Source organism: Ensifer adhaerens (genome assembly GCF_000697965.2).
In the GTDB taxonomy this organism is placed as follows: domain Bacteria; phylum Pseudomonadota; class Alphaproteobacteria; order Rhizobiales; family Rhizobiaceae; genus Ensifer; species Ensifer adhaerens.
On sequence record NZ_CP015882.1, the window covers coordinates 1,215,001 to 1,230,653 of the forward strand.

At 61.8% G+C, this 15,653-nt stretch carries 13 protein-coding genes (1 of these 13 running past the window's edge); 2 read left to right on the plus strand and 11 right to left on the minus strand.

The window, feature by feature from the left end:
- The 8 genes from FA04_RS33065 to FA04_RS33095 form a co-directional block, all read right to left on the minus strand.
- Nucleotides 1-167 carry the 5' end (the start) of an SIS domain-containing protein gene (locus FA04_RS33065; protein WP_082936632.1) on the minus strand. It extends 202 nt beyond the left edge of the window, so the window shows 167 of its 369 coding nt (coding positions 1-167); its start codon is at nucleotides 165-167; its stop codon lies off the left edge, out of view.
- A 210-nt stretch (nucleotides 168-377) separates the two neighbouring features.
- Nucleotides 378-728 carry a helix-turn-helix domain-containing protein gene (locus FA04_RS36630; RefSeq protein ID WP_320410583.1) on the minus strand — a complete coding sequence of 117 codons (351 nt, stop codon included), beginning with the start codon at nucleotides 726-728 and terminating at the stop codon, nucleotides 378-380.
- 41 nt (nucleotides 729-769) lie between these two features.
- Complete coding sequence (locus FA04_RS33070; RefSeq protein ID WP_034800412.1) at nucleotides 770-1,552, minus strand: ABC transporter permease; 783 nt, start codon at nucleotides 1,550-1,552, stop codon at nucleotides 770-772.
- 2 nt (nucleotides 1,553-1,554) lie between these two features.
- Nucleotides 1,555-2,733 (minus strand): ABC transporter permease, encoded by a 1,179-nt coding sequence (locus FA04_RS33075; protein WP_034800410.1) that lies wholly within the window; start codon nucleotides 2,731-2,733, stop codon nucleotides 1,555-1,557.
- Nucleotides 2,730-3,797, minus strand: coding sequence for an ABC transporter ATP-binding protein (locus FA04_RS33080; protein ID WP_034800435.1), 1,068 nt, complete (start codon nucleotides 3,795-3,797; stop codon nucleotides 2,730-2,732). Before FA04_RS33080 ends, FA04_RS33075 begins: the two co-directional genes overlap by 4 nt.
- A gap of 102 nt (nucleotides 3,798-3,899) precedes the next feature.
- Entirely contained in the window at nucleotides 3,900-4,952 is a 1,053-nt protein-coding gene (locus tag FA04_RS33085; RefSeq protein WP_034800408.1) for an ABC transporter substrate-binding protein, read from the minus strand.
- Between the two features lie 196 nt (nucleotides 4,953-5,148).
- The gene (locus tag FA04_RS33090) at nucleotides 5,149-5,889 is read right to left on the minus strand and encodes an SDR family NAD(P)-dependent oxidoreductase (RefSeq protein WP_034800406.1); all 741 of its coding nucleotides are present in this window, start codon (nucleotides 5,887-5,889) and stop codon (nucleotides 5,149-5,151) included.
- A 76-nt stretch (nucleotides 5,890-5,965) separates the two neighbouring features.
- On the minus strand, nucleotides 5,966-6,646 hold the full coding sequence (locus FA04_RS33095) for a GntR family transcriptional regulator (RefSeq protein ID WP_034800404.1): 681 nt from the start codon (nucleotides 6,644-6,646) through the stop codon (nucleotides 5,966-5,968).
- A 181-nt stretch (nucleotides 6,647-6,827) separates the two neighbouring features.
- Between FA04_RS33095 and FA04_RS33100 the strand changes: the two genes are divergently transcribed.
- Together FA04_RS33100 and FA04_RS33105 are read left to right on the plus strand one after the other, a co-directional pair.
- Nucleotides 6,828-7,877 (plus strand): phosphotransferase, encoded by a 1,050-nt coding sequence (locus FA04_RS33100; RefSeq protein ID WP_034800402.1) that lies wholly within the window; start codon nucleotides 6,828-6,830, stop codon nucleotides 7,875-7,877.
- Nucleotides 7,878-7,879: 2 nt separating this feature from the next.
- On the plus strand, nucleotides 7,880-9,196 hold the full coding sequence (locus tag FA04_RS33105; protein WP_034800399.1) for an aspartate aminotransferase family protein: 1,317 nt from the start codon (nucleotides 7,880-7,882) through the stop codon (nucleotides 9,194-9,196).
- An 812-nt stretch (nucleotides 9,197-10,008) separates the two neighbouring features.
- On the opposite strand, the gene FA04_RS33110 is transcribed toward FA04_RS33105, so the two are convergent.
- From FA04_RS33110 to FA04_RS33120, 3 genes are read right to left on the minus strand one after another with little or no spacing between them, the layout of a single operon-like run.
- Nucleotides 10,009-13,275: an error-prone DNA polymerase gene (locus tag FA04_RS33110; RefSeq protein ID WP_034800396.1), complete on the minus strand. Its 3,267-nt coding sequence runs from the start codon at nucleotides 13,273-13,275 to the stop codon at nucleotides 10,009-10,011.
- Complete coding sequence (locus FA04_RS33115) at nucleotides 13,272-14,795, minus strand: Y-family DNA polymerase (RefSeq protein WP_034800393.1); 1,524 nt, start codon at nucleotides 14,793-14,795, stop codon at nucleotides 13,272-13,274. The genes FA04_RS33110 and FA04_RS33115 overlap by 4 nt, the downstream gene beginning before the upstream one ends.
- Nucleotides 14,710-15,471 (minus strand): ImuA family protein, encoded by a 762-nt coding sequence (locus FA04_RS33120; protein ID WP_034800432.1) that lies wholly within the window; start codon nucleotides 15,469-15,471, stop codon nucleotides 14,710-14,712. Before FA04_RS33120 ends, FA04_RS33115 begins: the two co-directional genes overlap by 86 nt.
- Nucleotides 15,472-15,653 lie beyond the last annotated feature (182 nt).

The following is a 15,653-nucleotide window of genomic DNA, read 5'->3' on the forward strand; positions in this document are numbered from 1 at the left end:
ACGGAGCCGCCCGGAGAGATGGAAACTATACGTGCGCCGGCCTTCTTGGCAATCTCGATGTTCGAAATAAGATAGCTCGTTCGGCCCGAGAAGGAGAGCACGAAAAGCACGTCTTCTCCCGTCAGGCGCGGTGCGGAAACCATCTGCAAGGTTGGATCGGAATTCATGTCAGTGAAGATGGGTAGGACGGCGAAGCTGTGACAGCATTGCAAACGAGCCGGGGATGAAGCGTATCAGAGCTTTCAGCATAGCGCCGCGCTGTGGGGGAAAGTAGGAATTCGCGTCACGGGAAGCGCGGAAAAAGGGCCGTGGCAGGACCTTCAACATCCGAAAGGGGATGGGACCGGATGCCCCGTACTTAGCGTTCCGCTTGAGCATCAATTTAATCCGGCGAATGTGAAGGTTGTGAACGTGGGTGAGCCCCACTTTGATTTAGACGAGATTTCACTTTTAATCGGACGGAATTCAAACCGTGTATTCCGAGGATAGCAGACTAGGGTCCGGCTCTGGCTTCGCCACGAAGCCAACGACCAAGCCCCCCGGCCGACTTTCTCCAGTGTCTCCAACCTTGGGTTCGCACCGCCAACTTCTATTTCCGCGATCTGCCGACGAGTGAGGCCGACGATCTCGGCAAACTCCTGCTGGCTGAGACCTATGCCTCTGCGGAGGTCACGTACTGCGTCCGGGAAATGCAAGCCGCCGCACCGCAATCCTGCAGAGTTCGACACCGTCTGCGGTGAGATGCTGGGAGCGCTGTGCTTCCCGTCTCCTAGCGCCGCTTCGCAATCAAGGACCGCGACACAACCACAACGAGCCCGATCAAAACCGTCCCCGCGATGAAGAGGAAGGCCGCCGCAGCGATCGCAGGGCTGATGTTTTCACGGATGCTGGAAAACATCTGCCGCGCCAACGTCCGCTGGTTCGGGCCTGCGACGAAGAGCGTGAGGACGACTTCGTCCAACGACGTCGCAAAGGCGAGCACCGCGCCAGAGAGTACGCCCGGCATGGCGAGCGGCAGGGTGACCCGGCGGAACACCGTCGTTGGCGAAGCACCGAGGCTCTGGGCCGCAAGCTCGACGCGCTGGTCGATGCCGGCAAGCGCGCCGGTGACGCTCACGACCACAAAGGGCACCGCAACGACCGTGTGGGCGATGATCACGCCCATGTAACTGTTGGTAAGGCCAAAACCCGCCAGCATCACTTGCATGCCGACCCCCAGCACGACGGCCGGCACCACCATGGGCAGCAGGAAAAGTGTGCGCATCGAACCGCGAAAGAGAAGAAGGCGGTTGCGCAGGCCGAGCGACGCGGCCGTACCAAGCGCGGTTGCGAGCAAGGTCGTGCCCGTGCCGATGATCAGGCTGTTGACGATTGCCCGCCGCCAGGCGTCCGCGAAGAAGAGTTCCTCAAACCAGCGTAGGGACCACGACGGGATCGGATAGGTGAGGATCACGCTCGAGGTGAAGGCGAGCGGCAGGATGGCAATGAGTGGCGCGACGAGGAAGAGGATCGTCAGCGTGGCGAAGGTGGCCTTGGCGATTTTCATCGGCATGGTCACCGCCCCCCAACTTCGTCGCTGGAGAGCCGTGAGTAGACGCTGTAGAGCAGTAGAGTTGCGACCAGGAGTACGACCCCGAGCGCACCGGCCATGCCCCAATTCGCCGATCCCGTGGCGTAAAAGGCGATGATCGAGGAGATCATCTGGTCGCCCGGTCCGCCAATCAGCGCCGGCGTTATGTAATAGCCAATCGCAGAGATGAACACTAGCAGAGCGCCGGACGCCACACCCCTGAGGCTTAGCGGCAGCAGCACTCGCAGGAAAGCGCGCAGCGGGCGCGCGCCGAGCGAGGCGGCGGCCGGCATCAAGTTCTTCGGGATGGTGATGAGCACGGAATAGATCGGCAGCACCATGAACGGCAACAACACATGGGTCATTGCGATGATGACGCCGGTGCGGTTGAAGATCAGCGTCAGCGGCGCATCTATGAGGCCGATGGCGCGCAGGAGATCATTGATGAGACCCTGCTCCTGCAACAGGATGAACCAGGCCGCGGTGCGCACCAGAAGCGACGTCCACAGCGGCAACAACACGGCGCCAAGCATCAGATCACGCTTCCAACCCTCGAGCGAAGCGGCGATGATTGCGTACGGAAAGCCGATACAGGCGCATGCGAAGGTGACGAGCGCGGCTATCCAGAAGGTGCGCATGAGGATCACGGCGTTGACGGACTGGTCTGGCGGCAGATGCTCGATATCACCAGCCGCATTGCGACCAAGATCGACGGCGGCAAGCAGGTTGCGGTCGGTATAGGGCGAGAGCGCATCTGCGATCGCCAGCCAGAACTCCGGCTTCTCCCAGCGTTTGTCGATGGAAACGAGGTCGGCGGGTGGGTTCGCCGTATCTTTCAATGCACTCGTCGTCTTGCCCATCAGCGTGCGAAAACCGGAGCGGGCGCTGTTGAGACGCCGCACCATGTCACCAAGCGCCTGATCGTCGTCGACGGACTTCAGGTCCTCCATCAGCGCCATCTGCATGGGTGTGGTGGGTGGAGACTTACGGTCCCAATCGGCCAGAACTTCCGCGCTGCGTGGCAGCAGCCGCAACACGGCCGGATCCGACACGGACTGCGCCATCATGCTGAAGAGCGGCCAAAGGAAGAAGCCGATGAGGAAAAAGAGCAGCGGCGCCAGAAGAAGCAGCGATCGTCCAGTGCGGGAGGAGACTCCACTCATGGCGCAATGACCCGACAATCGCCGGCCGAAAACGCCGCAAAGACTTTGGTGCCTGGCGGAAACTCGCGCGACCTTCTGCCGAGTTTGGCGATCAGCGGGTGAGTGGCGTTCTGCAACTGCACGCGCAAATGATCGCCCTGATAAACGGAATCCGTAACTTCCGTTTCCAAGACGTTTCGACCCTCACTGCGCGTCTCGCTGAGATCTACCCGTTCCGGACGGATGGAGAGAAAGACGGATTGGCCGGAAGCGACGCTGCCGGAAACCGCCGATACAATTTGTGCCCCCGAACGAAGACGCACAGTCGCTTCCGCGCCTTGCACGGTTTCCACGACACCTTCGACGAGATTGGTCTCGCCGATGAATTCGGCGACGAAGCGCGTCGCCGGCTCGTCGTAGACCTGGCGGGGTGTCCCGATCTGCTCGATCTTGCCCTTGTTGAAGACGGCGACGCGATCCGACATCGTAAGCGCTTCGGACTGGTCATGCGTAACGAAAACGATTGTTAGGCCGAGGCGGCGGTGCAGATCGCGGATGTCGAGTTGCATCTGCTCGCGCAACTGCTTGTCAAGCGCGCCGAGTGGCTCGTCCATCAGCACGACACGCGGTTCGAAGACAAGCGCCCGGGCAAGCGCCACGCGCTGCTGCTGGCCACCCGAGAGCTGCGAGGGCCGTCGGTCGGAAAGGGTTGAAAGCTGCACCATGTCGAGTGCACGTTTGACGCGCTCATCGATCCCCGCCTTGCCAATGCCCCGCATCTGGAGCGGAAAAGCGATGTTTTCGCCGACTGACATGTGCGGGAAGAGCGCGTAGCTCTGGAAGACAACACCCATGTCCCGCTTGTAGGTGGGCACCTTATTGATGGTAGTTCCGTCGAGAAGGATCTCGCCCGCGGTCGGCTGCTCGAAGCCAGCGAGCATCATAAGAAGCGTCGTTTTGCCCGAGCCGGACGGGCCGAGCAGGCTGACGAACTCCCCCTTCCCGATGCCGAGATCGAGATGTTCAACCACGCAAAGCGGGCCGTAGAATTTCGTAATGCGGTCAAATCGAATGTATTCGGCCACGGCAGACTCCATCGCTAAAGGCGAAGGATGCGTCCTCAAGAAACGCACCCAGCCATCCAGGAAAGGGCGCTCCCGGTGGAGCGCCCTTCACCACGGATGTTCTTACTGGGCGAGCCAGGCGTTGAAGCGCTGCGTCAGCGTCTCGGCATTGTCGATCCAGAAATCGACATTGAGCGAGATGGCATCTGTCATGTTGGCAGGATCGGTTGGCAGGTCCTTGGAGAATTCCGCCGGTACTTTGGACGCAGCCTCCTTGTTCGGCAGACCGTATGCCACGAATTCCGGCAGTTTCGCCTGGTTTTCCGGCAGGCTCGCAAAAGCGATGAAGTCCTGCGCAGCCTCCTTGTTCTCCGCATCCTTCAACACGACCCAGCTATCGACGGCATAAATGCTGCCGGGAAAGACGACCTTGAAGTTCTTGCCTTCCGACCGATTGATGCCGGTGATGCGGCCGTTGTATGCCGAAGTCATGGCGACTTCGCCCGATGCGAGAAACTGCAACGGCTGTGCGCCCGATTCCCACCAGACGATGTTAGGCTTCAATTCGTCGAGTTTCTTGAAGGCGCGGGCGACCCCCTCCTCTGTACCGAGAACGTCATAGATCTCATCCTTGGAAACACCATCGGCGAGCAGCGCGAATTCCAGCGTGTATTTTGGGCCCTTGCGCAGCGAGCGCTTGCCGGGGAACTTTTCGACGTTCCAGAAGTCCGCCCAGGAAGTCGGGCCTTCCTTCAGCTTGTCGCCGTCATAGGCGATGGCCGTCGACCAGACGATGGCGCCGACACCACAGTCATTGACCGCAGAATCGAGGAATTTGTCCTTACCGCCCATCTTGTCCCAGTCGATCTTTTCATAAAGACCGTCGGCACAACCGAGCGCCAGTTCTTCGGCTTCCACCTGCACCGCATCCCAGTTCGGTGCGCCGGCCTTGACCTTCGACTGGATGACGCCGATCCCGCCGTCCCAGGCTTCGTCGAGCACTGGCTTGCCGGACTTTTCGGAGAACGGTTTGAAGTAGATGTTGCGCTGGGCATCCTGATAGTTTCCACCCCATGAAACGACTGTTAGATCTCGCGCGAAAACCGGCACAGCAAGGCCCGCCGACAGAACGACGGCAGCCGCCGCCAGGACACCCGATTGAAAGATTGTCTTCATGGCATTCCCCTTTTCTTCGTTGGTGAAAGAGCCGCTGCGGCTCCGATGACGATCCCATGCAGACCGTTGTCCCCGTCCTGTTTGCGGCGGTGGCTGCGGCCTCACCGGTCTTTGCGCCCATTCTCCCTTGGACGTTTCAACCGATGGATGCATTCTAGTCATTGCAGGCCAACGGGTTTTCCCGATTTGACCGTTGTCAGACGTGCTGCCCTCCGTTGATGTGGATTTCCGCGCCGTTGATGTAGGACGATGGCTCGGTGCAAAGGAAGTAGATGGTCTCCGCGACTTCGCGCGGTTCGCCCAGTCTTCGCATCGGCACTTCCGCCGCCACCAGTTCATCGGTTCCGGGCGACAGGATAGACGTTTCGATCTCGCCCGGCGCGATGGCGTTCGCCCTGACGCCGCGTTGGCCGAATTCGTGCGCCATTTCGCGGGTCAGTGAGGCCAGCGCCGCTTTGGACGCCGCATAGGCAACGCCTGCAAAAGGGTGGACGCGAGAGCCTGCGATGGACGTAACATTGACGATCGAGCCCTTCGCCGCTTCCAGTTCCGGCATGAGCGCGCGGGCGATCAAAGCGGTCGACACAAGATTTACGTTGAGCACCTGCGTCCAGACATCGGCATCGGTATCCAGCACACCGAGGCGACTCTTGCCCGGTCCCTTCGGCGAAATGCCCGCATTGTTCACGAGTGCATGCAGGCGCCCGTTCGGTAGGCGCTCGCGCACGGTCGCAGCCAGGCGGTCAATCTGCGTGAGATCGGCAAGGTCGGCCTGGATATGGCTCTCGCGTGCGGACGGCCAGGCACATTCCTCGGAAAAGGACTGGCGAGAAACGGTGAGAATACGCCAGCCCTTCGACTGAAAGAGCTTGACCGTTGCGTGCCCGATCCCCCGGCTCGCCCCCGTCAGCAACATGTACCGGCAATCATCGGTCATCGGAGCGCTTCCTTTTGATGTTTGATGCATCGTAATAGGCTGCCCATGAATTGCAAGTCTCCTATTCCAAGCGACGTCAAGCCCGGCGCGCCTCCGGCTCGCTGCCCCGTTCGATGCGCTCGAGGATCGGCTTGCCGCCGAGCAGGATGTCGTCGACGATTGCCATCGAAGCGGCGGCGGGATCGTGCCGCTTCAGGGCTTCGACGACCGGGTAGTGGTGGTCAATCATAGCCCTTCCGCCCTCTATGTAAGCATCGGAAATGTGTGGCCCCATCCGCAGCCAGAGCCGCCGCAGGATGCTGTTCAGCACCGGCAGCCCGGCGATCTGCGGCAGCAGGAAGTGGAAGGCTTGGTTGAGTTGCGTACCCTTCAGTCGGTCGCCGGCCTCGATTGCTTGTTCGTTTTCGCGCAAGATTCGCTCCAACGCTTCGATATCCGCGCTCGTCGCCACCTGAGCCGCAGTCTCCGCCGCCAGTCCTTCCAGGCGCACCCGTATTGCGCGGATCTCGCGGTAGCGGTTTTCGCTCAAGCCCGGGATGCGGATGTCGCGCGGCGAGCGGAAGATGATCGCCTCGTCATTGGCAAGCCGAAGGATTGCGTCGCGGATCGGCGTAACGCTTGTGCCGAATTGCTCTGCCAGGTCCCGGATCTTCAGCCGATCGCCGGGTTGGAACCGTCCCTGGATCAGCGCATCGCACAACGCACCATAGACGACGCTGTTGAGGTTCTCATGATCCAGTGACGTGAATTGAGGCATGGAATTCGTCCGAAAAATGGAATAACAAGATACTTGATGCATCTTTTTCGCTGTGTTTCAAGTATGGCGTGTCGCAGACATCATTCACCGAACGGCTTGGCGCGACAATGTCGTCGTCGTCGTGGTCAGCTGACGGGCAGAGATTGACGGAAATGCGGGCGACCGCGCCAACGGAGCAAGCATGACGGAGCCATCGCCCACCGCCAAGAACGCCGATTCCATGTCGGCAACATGGAGCGCGACATCGCTTTCCGATGCGGAGGCGGCGGTGAAGCAGGTCTATGGCGCGAGCGGCTCGATCAGGCGGCTCTCAAGCGAAAGGGACGAGACCTTTCTTTTTACCCGCTCGGATGGAAAGGACTTCATCCTCAAGATTGCCAATCCCGCCGAAGACCCGGCCTCGCTTGAGTTCCAGGATGGTGCGCTAATGCATCTGGAGGCTGCGGCCCCCAATGTACCGGTGCCAAGGCTCATGCTCACGAAAACCGGAGCGCCGAGCCATACGCTTTCCACCTCCGATGGCCCCCGCGTCATGCGCCTGTTGACCTTCCTCGGCGGCGAACTGCAGTACCGCACCTCGGCCTCAGAGACGCAGAGCCGCAACGTCGGCCGGGCGCTCGCACAACTTGGGCTGGGTCTCGAAGACTACAAAGGGCGCCCGCCCGCCGGAAAGTTGATGTGGGACATTTCTCATACACTCGACCTTGTCGCCCTGCTCGACCATGTCGGCATCGAGCGCCGAGCGCAGGTGGAGGCCATACTCGCCGAGTTCGAACGCTCGATGCCGGCGATCGCCGCGATCAAGCGCCGGCAGATCATCCATAACGATTTCAATCCGCACAACATCCTGCTTGATCCGGCAGAGCCGACCAAAGTTGTTGGTATCATCGACTTCGGCGACATGGTGCATGCGCCCTTGATCAATGACCTTGCCGTCGCCCTCTCCTATCACCTTGCGACCGACAACTGGGCCGCCCGCACCGGCGCCTTCCTCGAAGGCTTCCTGTCGGCGCGCGCGCTGGAGCCGGCCGAAATCGAGCTGCTACCGCTTCTCGCCCGTTCCCGCCTCGCCATGTCCATCATCATCGCGGAGTGGCGTTCCGCACGTTTTCCTGAGAACCGGGCCTATATCATGCGTAACCACGCGACCGCATGCCGCGGCCTGCAGAACATAGTCGATCTCACTCCGGCCGGGCTGAAACGGCTCGCGCCCAACCTTTCCGAGGCTTGATCATGTCGATGGTGAATGCTTTTTCGCGTGCAGATTTCGACCGACTAGACGAGAGCGAGAGGGCGCTTATCGCGCGCCGAGAAAAAGTGCTCGGTCCCGCCTACCGCCTGTTTTACGAAAAACCGCTGCATCTTGTCCGCGGCGAAGGCGTTTTTCTGTACGACACGGCCGGCGAGCGGTATCTCGACGCTTACAACAACGTCGCCTCGCTCGGCCATTGCCATCCGCGCGTGGTGGAGGCAATCACGAAGCAGACGGCCGTGCTCAACACTCACACACGCTACCTGCACGAAGGGATCGTCGCCTATGCCGAGGCACTGACGGCCACCTTCCCCGAGGCGCTCAGCCAGGCCATGTTCACCTGCACCGGCAGTGAAGCGAACGATCTCGCCGTTCGCATCGCCCGCTTCGTCACTGGGGGCACCGGCATCATCGCGACGGACCTCGCCTATCACGGCCTGACGAGCGCGGTTGCCGAATTCTCGCCCTCGCTCGGCGAATCCGTGACGCTCGGCCCACATGTGCGCACGGTGCCCGCGCCGGACAGCTACCGTCACTCGCCCGAACAGATGGCGGTAAAATTCGGCAACGACGTGCGCGCCGCAATCGCCGATCTCAAGCGTCACGGCATCAAGCCGGCGATGCTGATCACGGATACGATCTTTTCCAGCGACGGCATCTTCGAAGGGCCGAAAGGTTTTCTCAAGCCTGCGGTGGACGCGATCCACGAGGCTGGCGGCCTCTTCATCGCCGACGAGGTGCAGCCCGGCTTCGGTCGAACGGGCGAAACGATGTGGGGTTTCGAACGCCACGGCGTTGCACCCGACATGGTGACGATCGGCAAGCCAATGGGTAACGGCTATCCGATGGCGGGTATAGTGCTGCGCCCCGAGGTTATCGCTGAGTTCGGCCCGAAGGCGCGCTATTTCAACACGTTCGGCGGCAATCCGGTCGCCGCCGCGGCCGGCAAGGCAGTGCTCGACACGATCCGCATTGAGGGGCTGCAGCAAAATGCGCTGGAGGTCGGCTCCTACCTGATGGGTGGCCTCAAGAGCCTTTCGGATCGATACCACGCTCTCGGGGACGTGCGCGGTTCCGGTCTCTTCATCGGCGTCGAGATCGTTGCCGACCCTGCCGTCAAGAGCCCTGATGCCGCGCTAACGACTCGGATCGTAAATGGTCTGCGAGATCGCCGCATCCTCATCAGCGCCTCCGGTCCCAATGCCAATGTTCTGAAAATCCGGCCACCTCTCGTCTTTTCTCGCGAGAATGCGGACATGCTGTTGGATGCATTTGGCGACGTGTTGCGGTCTCTCTAAATAGGAGGCTTCGCGCCGCAGTCGGGTTTTACTACCGATTGACGCTTAGGCGAAGACACAGGTAGAACGATCTCTCGAGTTTGCTCGCTAGCTTTGATTGTTGCGCGATTGGCATCGCGCTCTAACAAACCTTCCTTTCAAAATCGCGGTCAGAACCCATGCCTAGGGCCGGGGCCTTACTTTTGCTTTGGAAGGACCCGTCACGGCCACGGCACCTCTAAGTGCTTCCAACAAAGGCATGGTTTCATCAAACCTGACAAGCAGGTGTCGATGGAGCGATCTCGTCGAAGAAAAGCGCCTTACCAACGCCTGCGCGATAAGCGCGGCTAACCATTACGCAGCCAAGGAACCGCAGCACGCGGGTGACCGCAGGTGAGTCCAATGCCGTCCACCAGTGGTCGCCATTGCCGCCTCCATCACAAGATAGATTGAAGGTAAACTATGAAGAGCTTGGACGAAAAACTTCTTATTATTCTGGGCGCCTTCCACAGTGTGCGGTATGGCGTGTCGCCATCCGTCTCACGCGGCGCCGCTGAAAATCATGCCAAGAAACAAGGGCTCGCGGGAAGTGAATACAGCCAGACCCTCGAAGTGGCCATTGGCTCTGGACTTATCGGACTCTCGTCTGACTCATCTCTCTCAATTCGGGCTGCGGGGCGGACGAGGCTAGGCAAACGTTAGCCAGAGCTTGGTGCGGCATGGGGGAACCGCCCCGAGTGGGGCGATACCTCATCCCACGCCTCGCCGAGCGTCGGCACTTCGGGCCGCACGAAGCAGTGAACCGGCTTTCGAGGATTCCAAGAAAACACTTCTCACCGGAAATCGCGCGTCTTCACCTTGATCTGATCGAGATGCAGATAGGGATCGACGATATCGCGCGGACGCGGCCCCTTCGGCAGGCCGCGCGGATCGGGCGCCGGCGCCCCATGATGAAATTCATCCCCCCGCCCATGCGGAAGCGGAAAGCTGGCATCCCGCTCGCCGACGCTGGCAAGTTCGCCTGACAAATCGGTCAGCCGATGGGCGACCAGATGCACGACCTCGCCTTCTCGCTGAATACGACCATAGACGCCGAGCATGCCGGCCCCGAGGACCACGCGGCGATAGCTTTCGAAGGTCTTGGCCCAGACAACCAGATTGGCAATGCCCGTCTCGTCCTCGATCGTGATGAACATCACGCCTTTGGCGGAGCCCGGCCGCTGGCGGACAAGCACCAGGCCGGCCGCCTCAAGCCACCTGCCGTCACGCGTCTGCATCGCCTCCCGGCAGGTGACGATGCGGCGCTTCGTCAGATCCGCGCGCAGGAACGAGAGCGGATGGTCGCGCAGCGTCAGCCCGACATGCCCATAGTCCTCCACCACTTCGCCGCCCGCAGTCATCGGCCTTAGCGCCACTGATGGCTCATCGAGTTCGGCAACGGTCCGACTTTCACGGGCAGATGCCGCGGCAAAGAGCGGCAGCGGCTCGTCGCGCAATGCCTTGATCGCCCAAAGTGCCTCGCGCCGGGCAAGCCTCAGTGAAGGCTGGAAGGCATCGGCCTCGGCAAGCTGCACGAGCGAGCCGGCCGGCACCCCTGCCCGACGCCAAAGATCGTCGACGCTCTCGAAAGCTCGCTCCTCGCGCACCGCAATGATCGCTGCTGCATCGATATTCGCCAGTCCCTTGACCATGCGAAGACCAAGACGGACGGCAAAGCGAGTTTCATCCGCTGTTGCCTCAAGCGTGCAATCCCAGCGGCTGGCGTTCACACACACAGGCCGGACCTCGACGCCATGGTCGCGCGCGTCCCGCACGATCTGGGCCGGGGCGTAAAAGCCCATCGGTTGGGCATTCAGGAGAGCCGCACAGAAGACATCCGGGTGCCAGCATTTGAGCCAGGAGGAGGCATAGGCAATCAGCGCGAAGGACGCGGCATGGCTTTCCGGAAAGCCGTAGCTGCCGAAACCTTCGAGCTGCTTGAAGGTCTTAATCGCAAAGTCCGGCTCATAGCCGTTAGCGACCATTCCCCGAACCAGCTTCTCGCCGAACTTCGAAACGCCGCCGGTATGCTTAAACGTTGCCATGGCGCGGCGCAATTGATCGGCTTCGCCCGGCGTGAACCCGGCGCATTCGATGGCGACCCGCATTGCCTGTTCCTGGAAGAGCGGCACACCGAGCGTCTTTCCAAGCACCTGCTCCAGTTCCGGCTTCGGGTATACCACCGCCTCCTTGCCCTCGCGCCGGCGAAGATAGGGATGCACCATGTCGCCCTGGATCGGGCCGGGGCGCACGATCGCCACCTCGATGACGAGGTCATAGAAGGTGCGCGGCTTGATCCTCGGCAGCATCGACATCTGCGCGCGGCTCTCGATCTGGAAGGTGCCGAGCGTGTCGGCACGCCGGATCATGGCGTAAGTGCGGGGATCTTCGGCCGGGATGCTCGCGAGATCGAGATTGATGCCCTTGTGTTCGGCGAGCAGGTCAAAGCCGCGCTTCATGCACGAGAGCATGCCGAGCGCCAGGCAATCGACCTTCATGAACTTCAGGATATCGATATCGTCCTTGTCCCATTCGATCACCTGCCGGTCAGCCATGGCCGCCGGCTCGATCGGGACGAGCTCGTCGAGGCGATCGTTCGTCAGGACGAAGCCGCCCGGATGCTGCGACAGGTGACGCGGCGCCCCCATCAGCTGCCGGGCCAGATCGAGCGTGAGGCGCAGGCGCCGATCGGACAGGTTGAGATTGAGTTCCTCGGCATGTTTTTCGCCGATGTCCTCGCCCCAGCCCCAGACCTGCGACGACAGCATCTTCGTCATGTCCTCGGGCAGCCCCAGCGCCTTGCCGACATCGCGGATGGCGCCTTTCGACCGATAGCGGATGACCGTGGAGCAAAGGGCCGCATGATCACGGCCATAGGTCTCGAAGACCCATTGCATGACGATCTCGCGGCGCTCGTGCTCGAAGTCGACGTCAATGTCAGGCGGCTCGCGCCGTTCCTCGGAGACGAAGCGCTCGAACAGGAGGTCGTTGATTTCAGGGTCGATCGAGGTGATGCCGAGCACATAACAGACAGACGAATTGGCGGCCGATCCTCTGCCCTGGCATAGAATGTCCCTTGAACGGGCAAAACGCACGATCGAATTCACTGTCAGGAAGTAGGACGCATATTGAAGCTTCTCGATCAGCCGCAGTTCGTGCTCGAGGTTCTTGCGGACTTTTTCCGGCAACCCTTCTGGGTAACGCCAGGCTGCACCTTCCCAGGTCAGTTGCGCCAGTGTCTCTTGGGCTGTCAGTGCAGGATTGGATCGCTCCTCCGGATATTGATAGGCGAGCTCGTCGAGCGAAAACCGGCATCGCTCCAGGATCTCGATGGTGCGGGTAAGCGCTTCGGGGTAGCGCGCAAAGAGCCGCGCCATTTCCTCGGGCGGCTTCAGGTAGCGGTCGGCGTGGCGCTCGCGGCGGAAACCGGCCTCGTCGATCATGATGTTGTGGCGAATGCAGGTGACGACATCCTGCAGGATGCGCCGGTCCGGCACATGAAACAGCACGTCGTTGGTGACGACCGTTGGCACGCCGACTGAAGCTGCCAGGTTGGAGAGCTGATGAAGGCGCAGCTGGTCGTTCGGCCGGCGGCGGAGTGTCAGCGACAGGTAGGCGCGGTCGCCGAATTCTTGCCTCAGACGGCGCAGCTCCCGCGCGCAGTCCTCGTCAGCGGCATCGGGAAGGAGAACCGCGATCAGTCCCTCGCCATAGGCAACGAGATCGGACCAGGCAAGCCGGAATTTCGCCTTGCCGCCGCGCTTCTTGCCGAGCGACAGCAGCCGGCAAAGCCGCGCATAGGCCGGCCGGTCGGTCGGAAAGACGAGGACCGATAGATCGCCTTCAAGATCGAGGCGGCAGCCGACGACCAGCCGCACGCCGACATCCTTGGCCGCCTGGTGCGCTCGCACGATGCCGGCGAGGCTGTTGCGATCGGCAATGGCCAGCGCCTCGAGCCTAAGTTCGGCGGCACGTTGGAATAGCTCTTCGCAGGAGGATGCGCCGCGCAGGAAGGAGAAATGCGAGGTCACCTGCAGCTCGGCATAAAGCGGCGTCGTCATCCGAAAATCCCGTGCAGGAACCATTGGTGGCTGCCGGTCTCGCTGTGTTCGCCGTCGCCGGCGCGATAAATCCAGTAGCGCTCGCCGGCGTCATCCTCGACCTGGAAATAGTCGCGTACGGCGACGAGCTCGGCATCCCGCTTCCACCATTCGCCGAAGACGCGTTCGGGGCCGTCGGCACGTTTCACCCGTCGGCGCACACCACGCCATGTGAAACTGACTGGCGGATGATCGGGCAGAAGCGCCATCGTCTCGATCGCTTCAGGATGGAGAAGCAAGCGCACCGGCCTTGGCCAATGGCCGGGCCAGGCGAGACCTTCGTCCGGCGCCATCGGCGCGATGCGGTTGATGGAGCGTTCGGGCACGTCGCTGGCGACCGGTTGAAAACGATAGAGCCGGCGTGCGCCGATGCGGTTTCCCAGGATGTCGATCAGGCCGGAAACATCGGCCTCCGGTTCCTCGACCAGCGAGGAAACGACCTGTCTTGCCACCAGCGGCTCGGCGTGGGTCGCCGTCAGCGACATGATTTCGATCCCGAAGCCCGGATCGATCGTCTCGATCCTATCAGTGATGAGCCGGATCAGGCGCTTGGCGTCGCGAACGGGCGTCGCGGTGCCTGCGCGGATCGCCTGGCAGGTGTTATCAACGCGATGGAAGAGAAGGTCGACGCGCCGCGCGCCGAGGCCTCTTTCTTCCAGTACCAGACAGAGCGCGCCCACAAGCTTCGCGGCATAGCGCGCAATCGTCTCGGCGGCCGCAATCGGTTCACCGAAGGAACGGCGAACTTCGATAAGCTCAGGCGTGCGGACCGGATCGATCGGCTCGGCAACCTCTCCCATGGCCTGGTCGATGCGACGGCCAAGTTCGGGTCCAAATCGAAGGGCAAGCGGCGCCCGCGGCACGCCGGCCACCTCACCGATCGTGTTGAAGCCCAGCACGCGAAGGCCATGGACGATTGCAGGATCGAGGCGAAGCGCTGCGACGGGCAGGTTACGGATGGTTTCCTGCTGCGCCCCCGGAGCGACGACCAGCGTCGGATGAGCGAGAAACCGGGCGCCGGCATGGGCCGCCCCCCAGGTATCGGCAACCGCAGCCCGCGCCTCGATGCCGGATCCGAAGAACCGGTTGACCATGCCTGACAGCATCAGGTCCTCGCCGCCATGCAGGTGATCGGCACCGGTCGTATCGATCACCAGGCCATCGGGCGGATCGGCGGCTACGATCGGCGCATAGCGCTGCAGCGCCCAGAGCGCCAGGCGTTCGAGCGCTTCTTGATCGGCGGCCGGATCGGCGTCCATGACGACAAGACCTGCGACGAGCGCCTGGGCTTTCGTGGCGGCCATGCGGGGTCTCAGGCCTGCGGCAATCGCCGCGGCATTTACCGAGAGCACCACACGCCTTCGCTGTTCGCGACCGACGAGGACGAGAGGCGTTTCAGCCGGCGGCGCTGCGTCGCCGAGCTTGCGCCTCAGGCGATCCGTGGGCCAGCTCGGAAGGAAGAGCGATACGACCCTTGGCATCTGGGGCCTCCACTTCGAAATCTGCACTTTCGCCGGCACGGCAGCGGATGAGTTCGACGAGCCAGCGCGCGCGGCCGACGCCTGGAACCGGCAAGGGGACGGATGGCAGGACGGACACGCGCCAGCGCGTGACCGATGCCGTCGGCTGCCCGAAATCCGAGGCTTCGGCCTGTCGTCGCCAGCGGCGGATCGCAATGCCCAACGTGCCGGAACTCTCGGCTGCAAGCTGCAAGCGGCGCGAGGCGGTCATCGAAAGGCGCGCGAGCTCGCCGACGACGGCACCGAGGCCGCCGTGGCGAAGCCCCTCTTCCATGCAGGAAAGAAGCGCCTTTTCGTCGCCGGCCTCCACATAGATGACGCGGCTCGGCGAAAGACCGACTTGAGCCAGCGCCGGCGCGAAGAGATCGGGCCGCGTCACACACCAGAGCACCTTGCCTTTCGAGCGGGCGGCAATGCCCGCGCAAAAGAGAGCCGCCGCCGCACCGTCGATCGCACCGTTGCCGCCGCCGGCGACCTCATGCAACGAGCCGAGTACAAGCCCCCCACCCGGCAATCGCCGATCAATCTCGGTGACACCAAACGGCAGCACCTGTCGTCCACGGCCGCTTGCGCCTTCAAGGCGCTGGATGCGCTCGCGAAGTTCTGAGACGACGGTATTGTCGACTGGACGGGGCATTTTGGAAGGAACAACTCCTTAGGGCTATGCATTAGCGCTTCCTGTTGATATGTTCTCTATTTGTTCCTATTTGAGTTGCGAGTCAACGAAGTTCAGAAAAGAGACTGTTGATTGCGATCGAGACGCCAGCACGGACACGCTGCTTGGTGCAATGAACAGATCGAATGCCGGGGAACGGGGAC

Bases quoted from the DNA above. Each gene is read 5' to 3' on its own strand.
- FA04_RS33070 (WP_034800412.1), bottom strand. From the start codon at position 1,552: ATGCCGATGAAAATCGCCAAGGCCACCTTCGCCACGCTGACGATCCTC.
- FA04_RS33075 (WP_034800410.1), bottom strand. From the start codon at position 2,733: ATGAGTGGAGTCTCCTCCCGCACTGGACGATCGCTGCTTCTTCTGGCG.
- FA04_RS33085 (WP_034800408.1), bottom strand. From the start codon at position 4,952: ATGAAGACAATCTTTCAATCGGGTGTCCTGGCGGCGGCTGCCGTCGTT.
- FA04_RS33090 (WP_034800406.1), bottom strand. From the start codon at position 5,889: ATGACCGATGATTGCCGGTACATGTTGCTGACGGGGGCGAGCCGGGGG.
- FA04_RS33095 (WP_034800404.1), bottom strand. From the start codon at position 6,646: ATGCCTCAATTCACGTCACTGGATCATGAGAACCTCAACAGCGTCGTC.
- FA04_RS33100 (WP_034800402.1), top strand. From the start codon at position 6,828: ATGACGGAGCCATCGCCCACCGCCAAGAACGCCGATTCCATGTCGGCA.
- FA04_RS33105 (WP_034800399.1), top strand. From the start codon at position 7,880: ATGTCGATGGTGAATGCTTTTTCGCGTGCAGATTTCGACCGACTAGAC.
- FA04_RS33110 (WP_034800396.1), bottom strand. From the start codon at position 13,275: ATGACGACGCCGCTTTATGCCGAGCTGCAGGTGACCTCGCATTTCTCC.
- FA04_RS33115 (WP_034800393.1), bottom strand. From the start codon at position 14,795: ATGCCAAGGGTCGTATCGCTCTTCCTTCCGAGCTGGCCCACGGATCGC.
- FA04_RS33120 (WP_034800432.1), bottom strand. From the start codon at position 15,471: ATGCCCCGTCCAGTCGACAATACCGTCGTCTCAGAACTTCGCGAGCGC.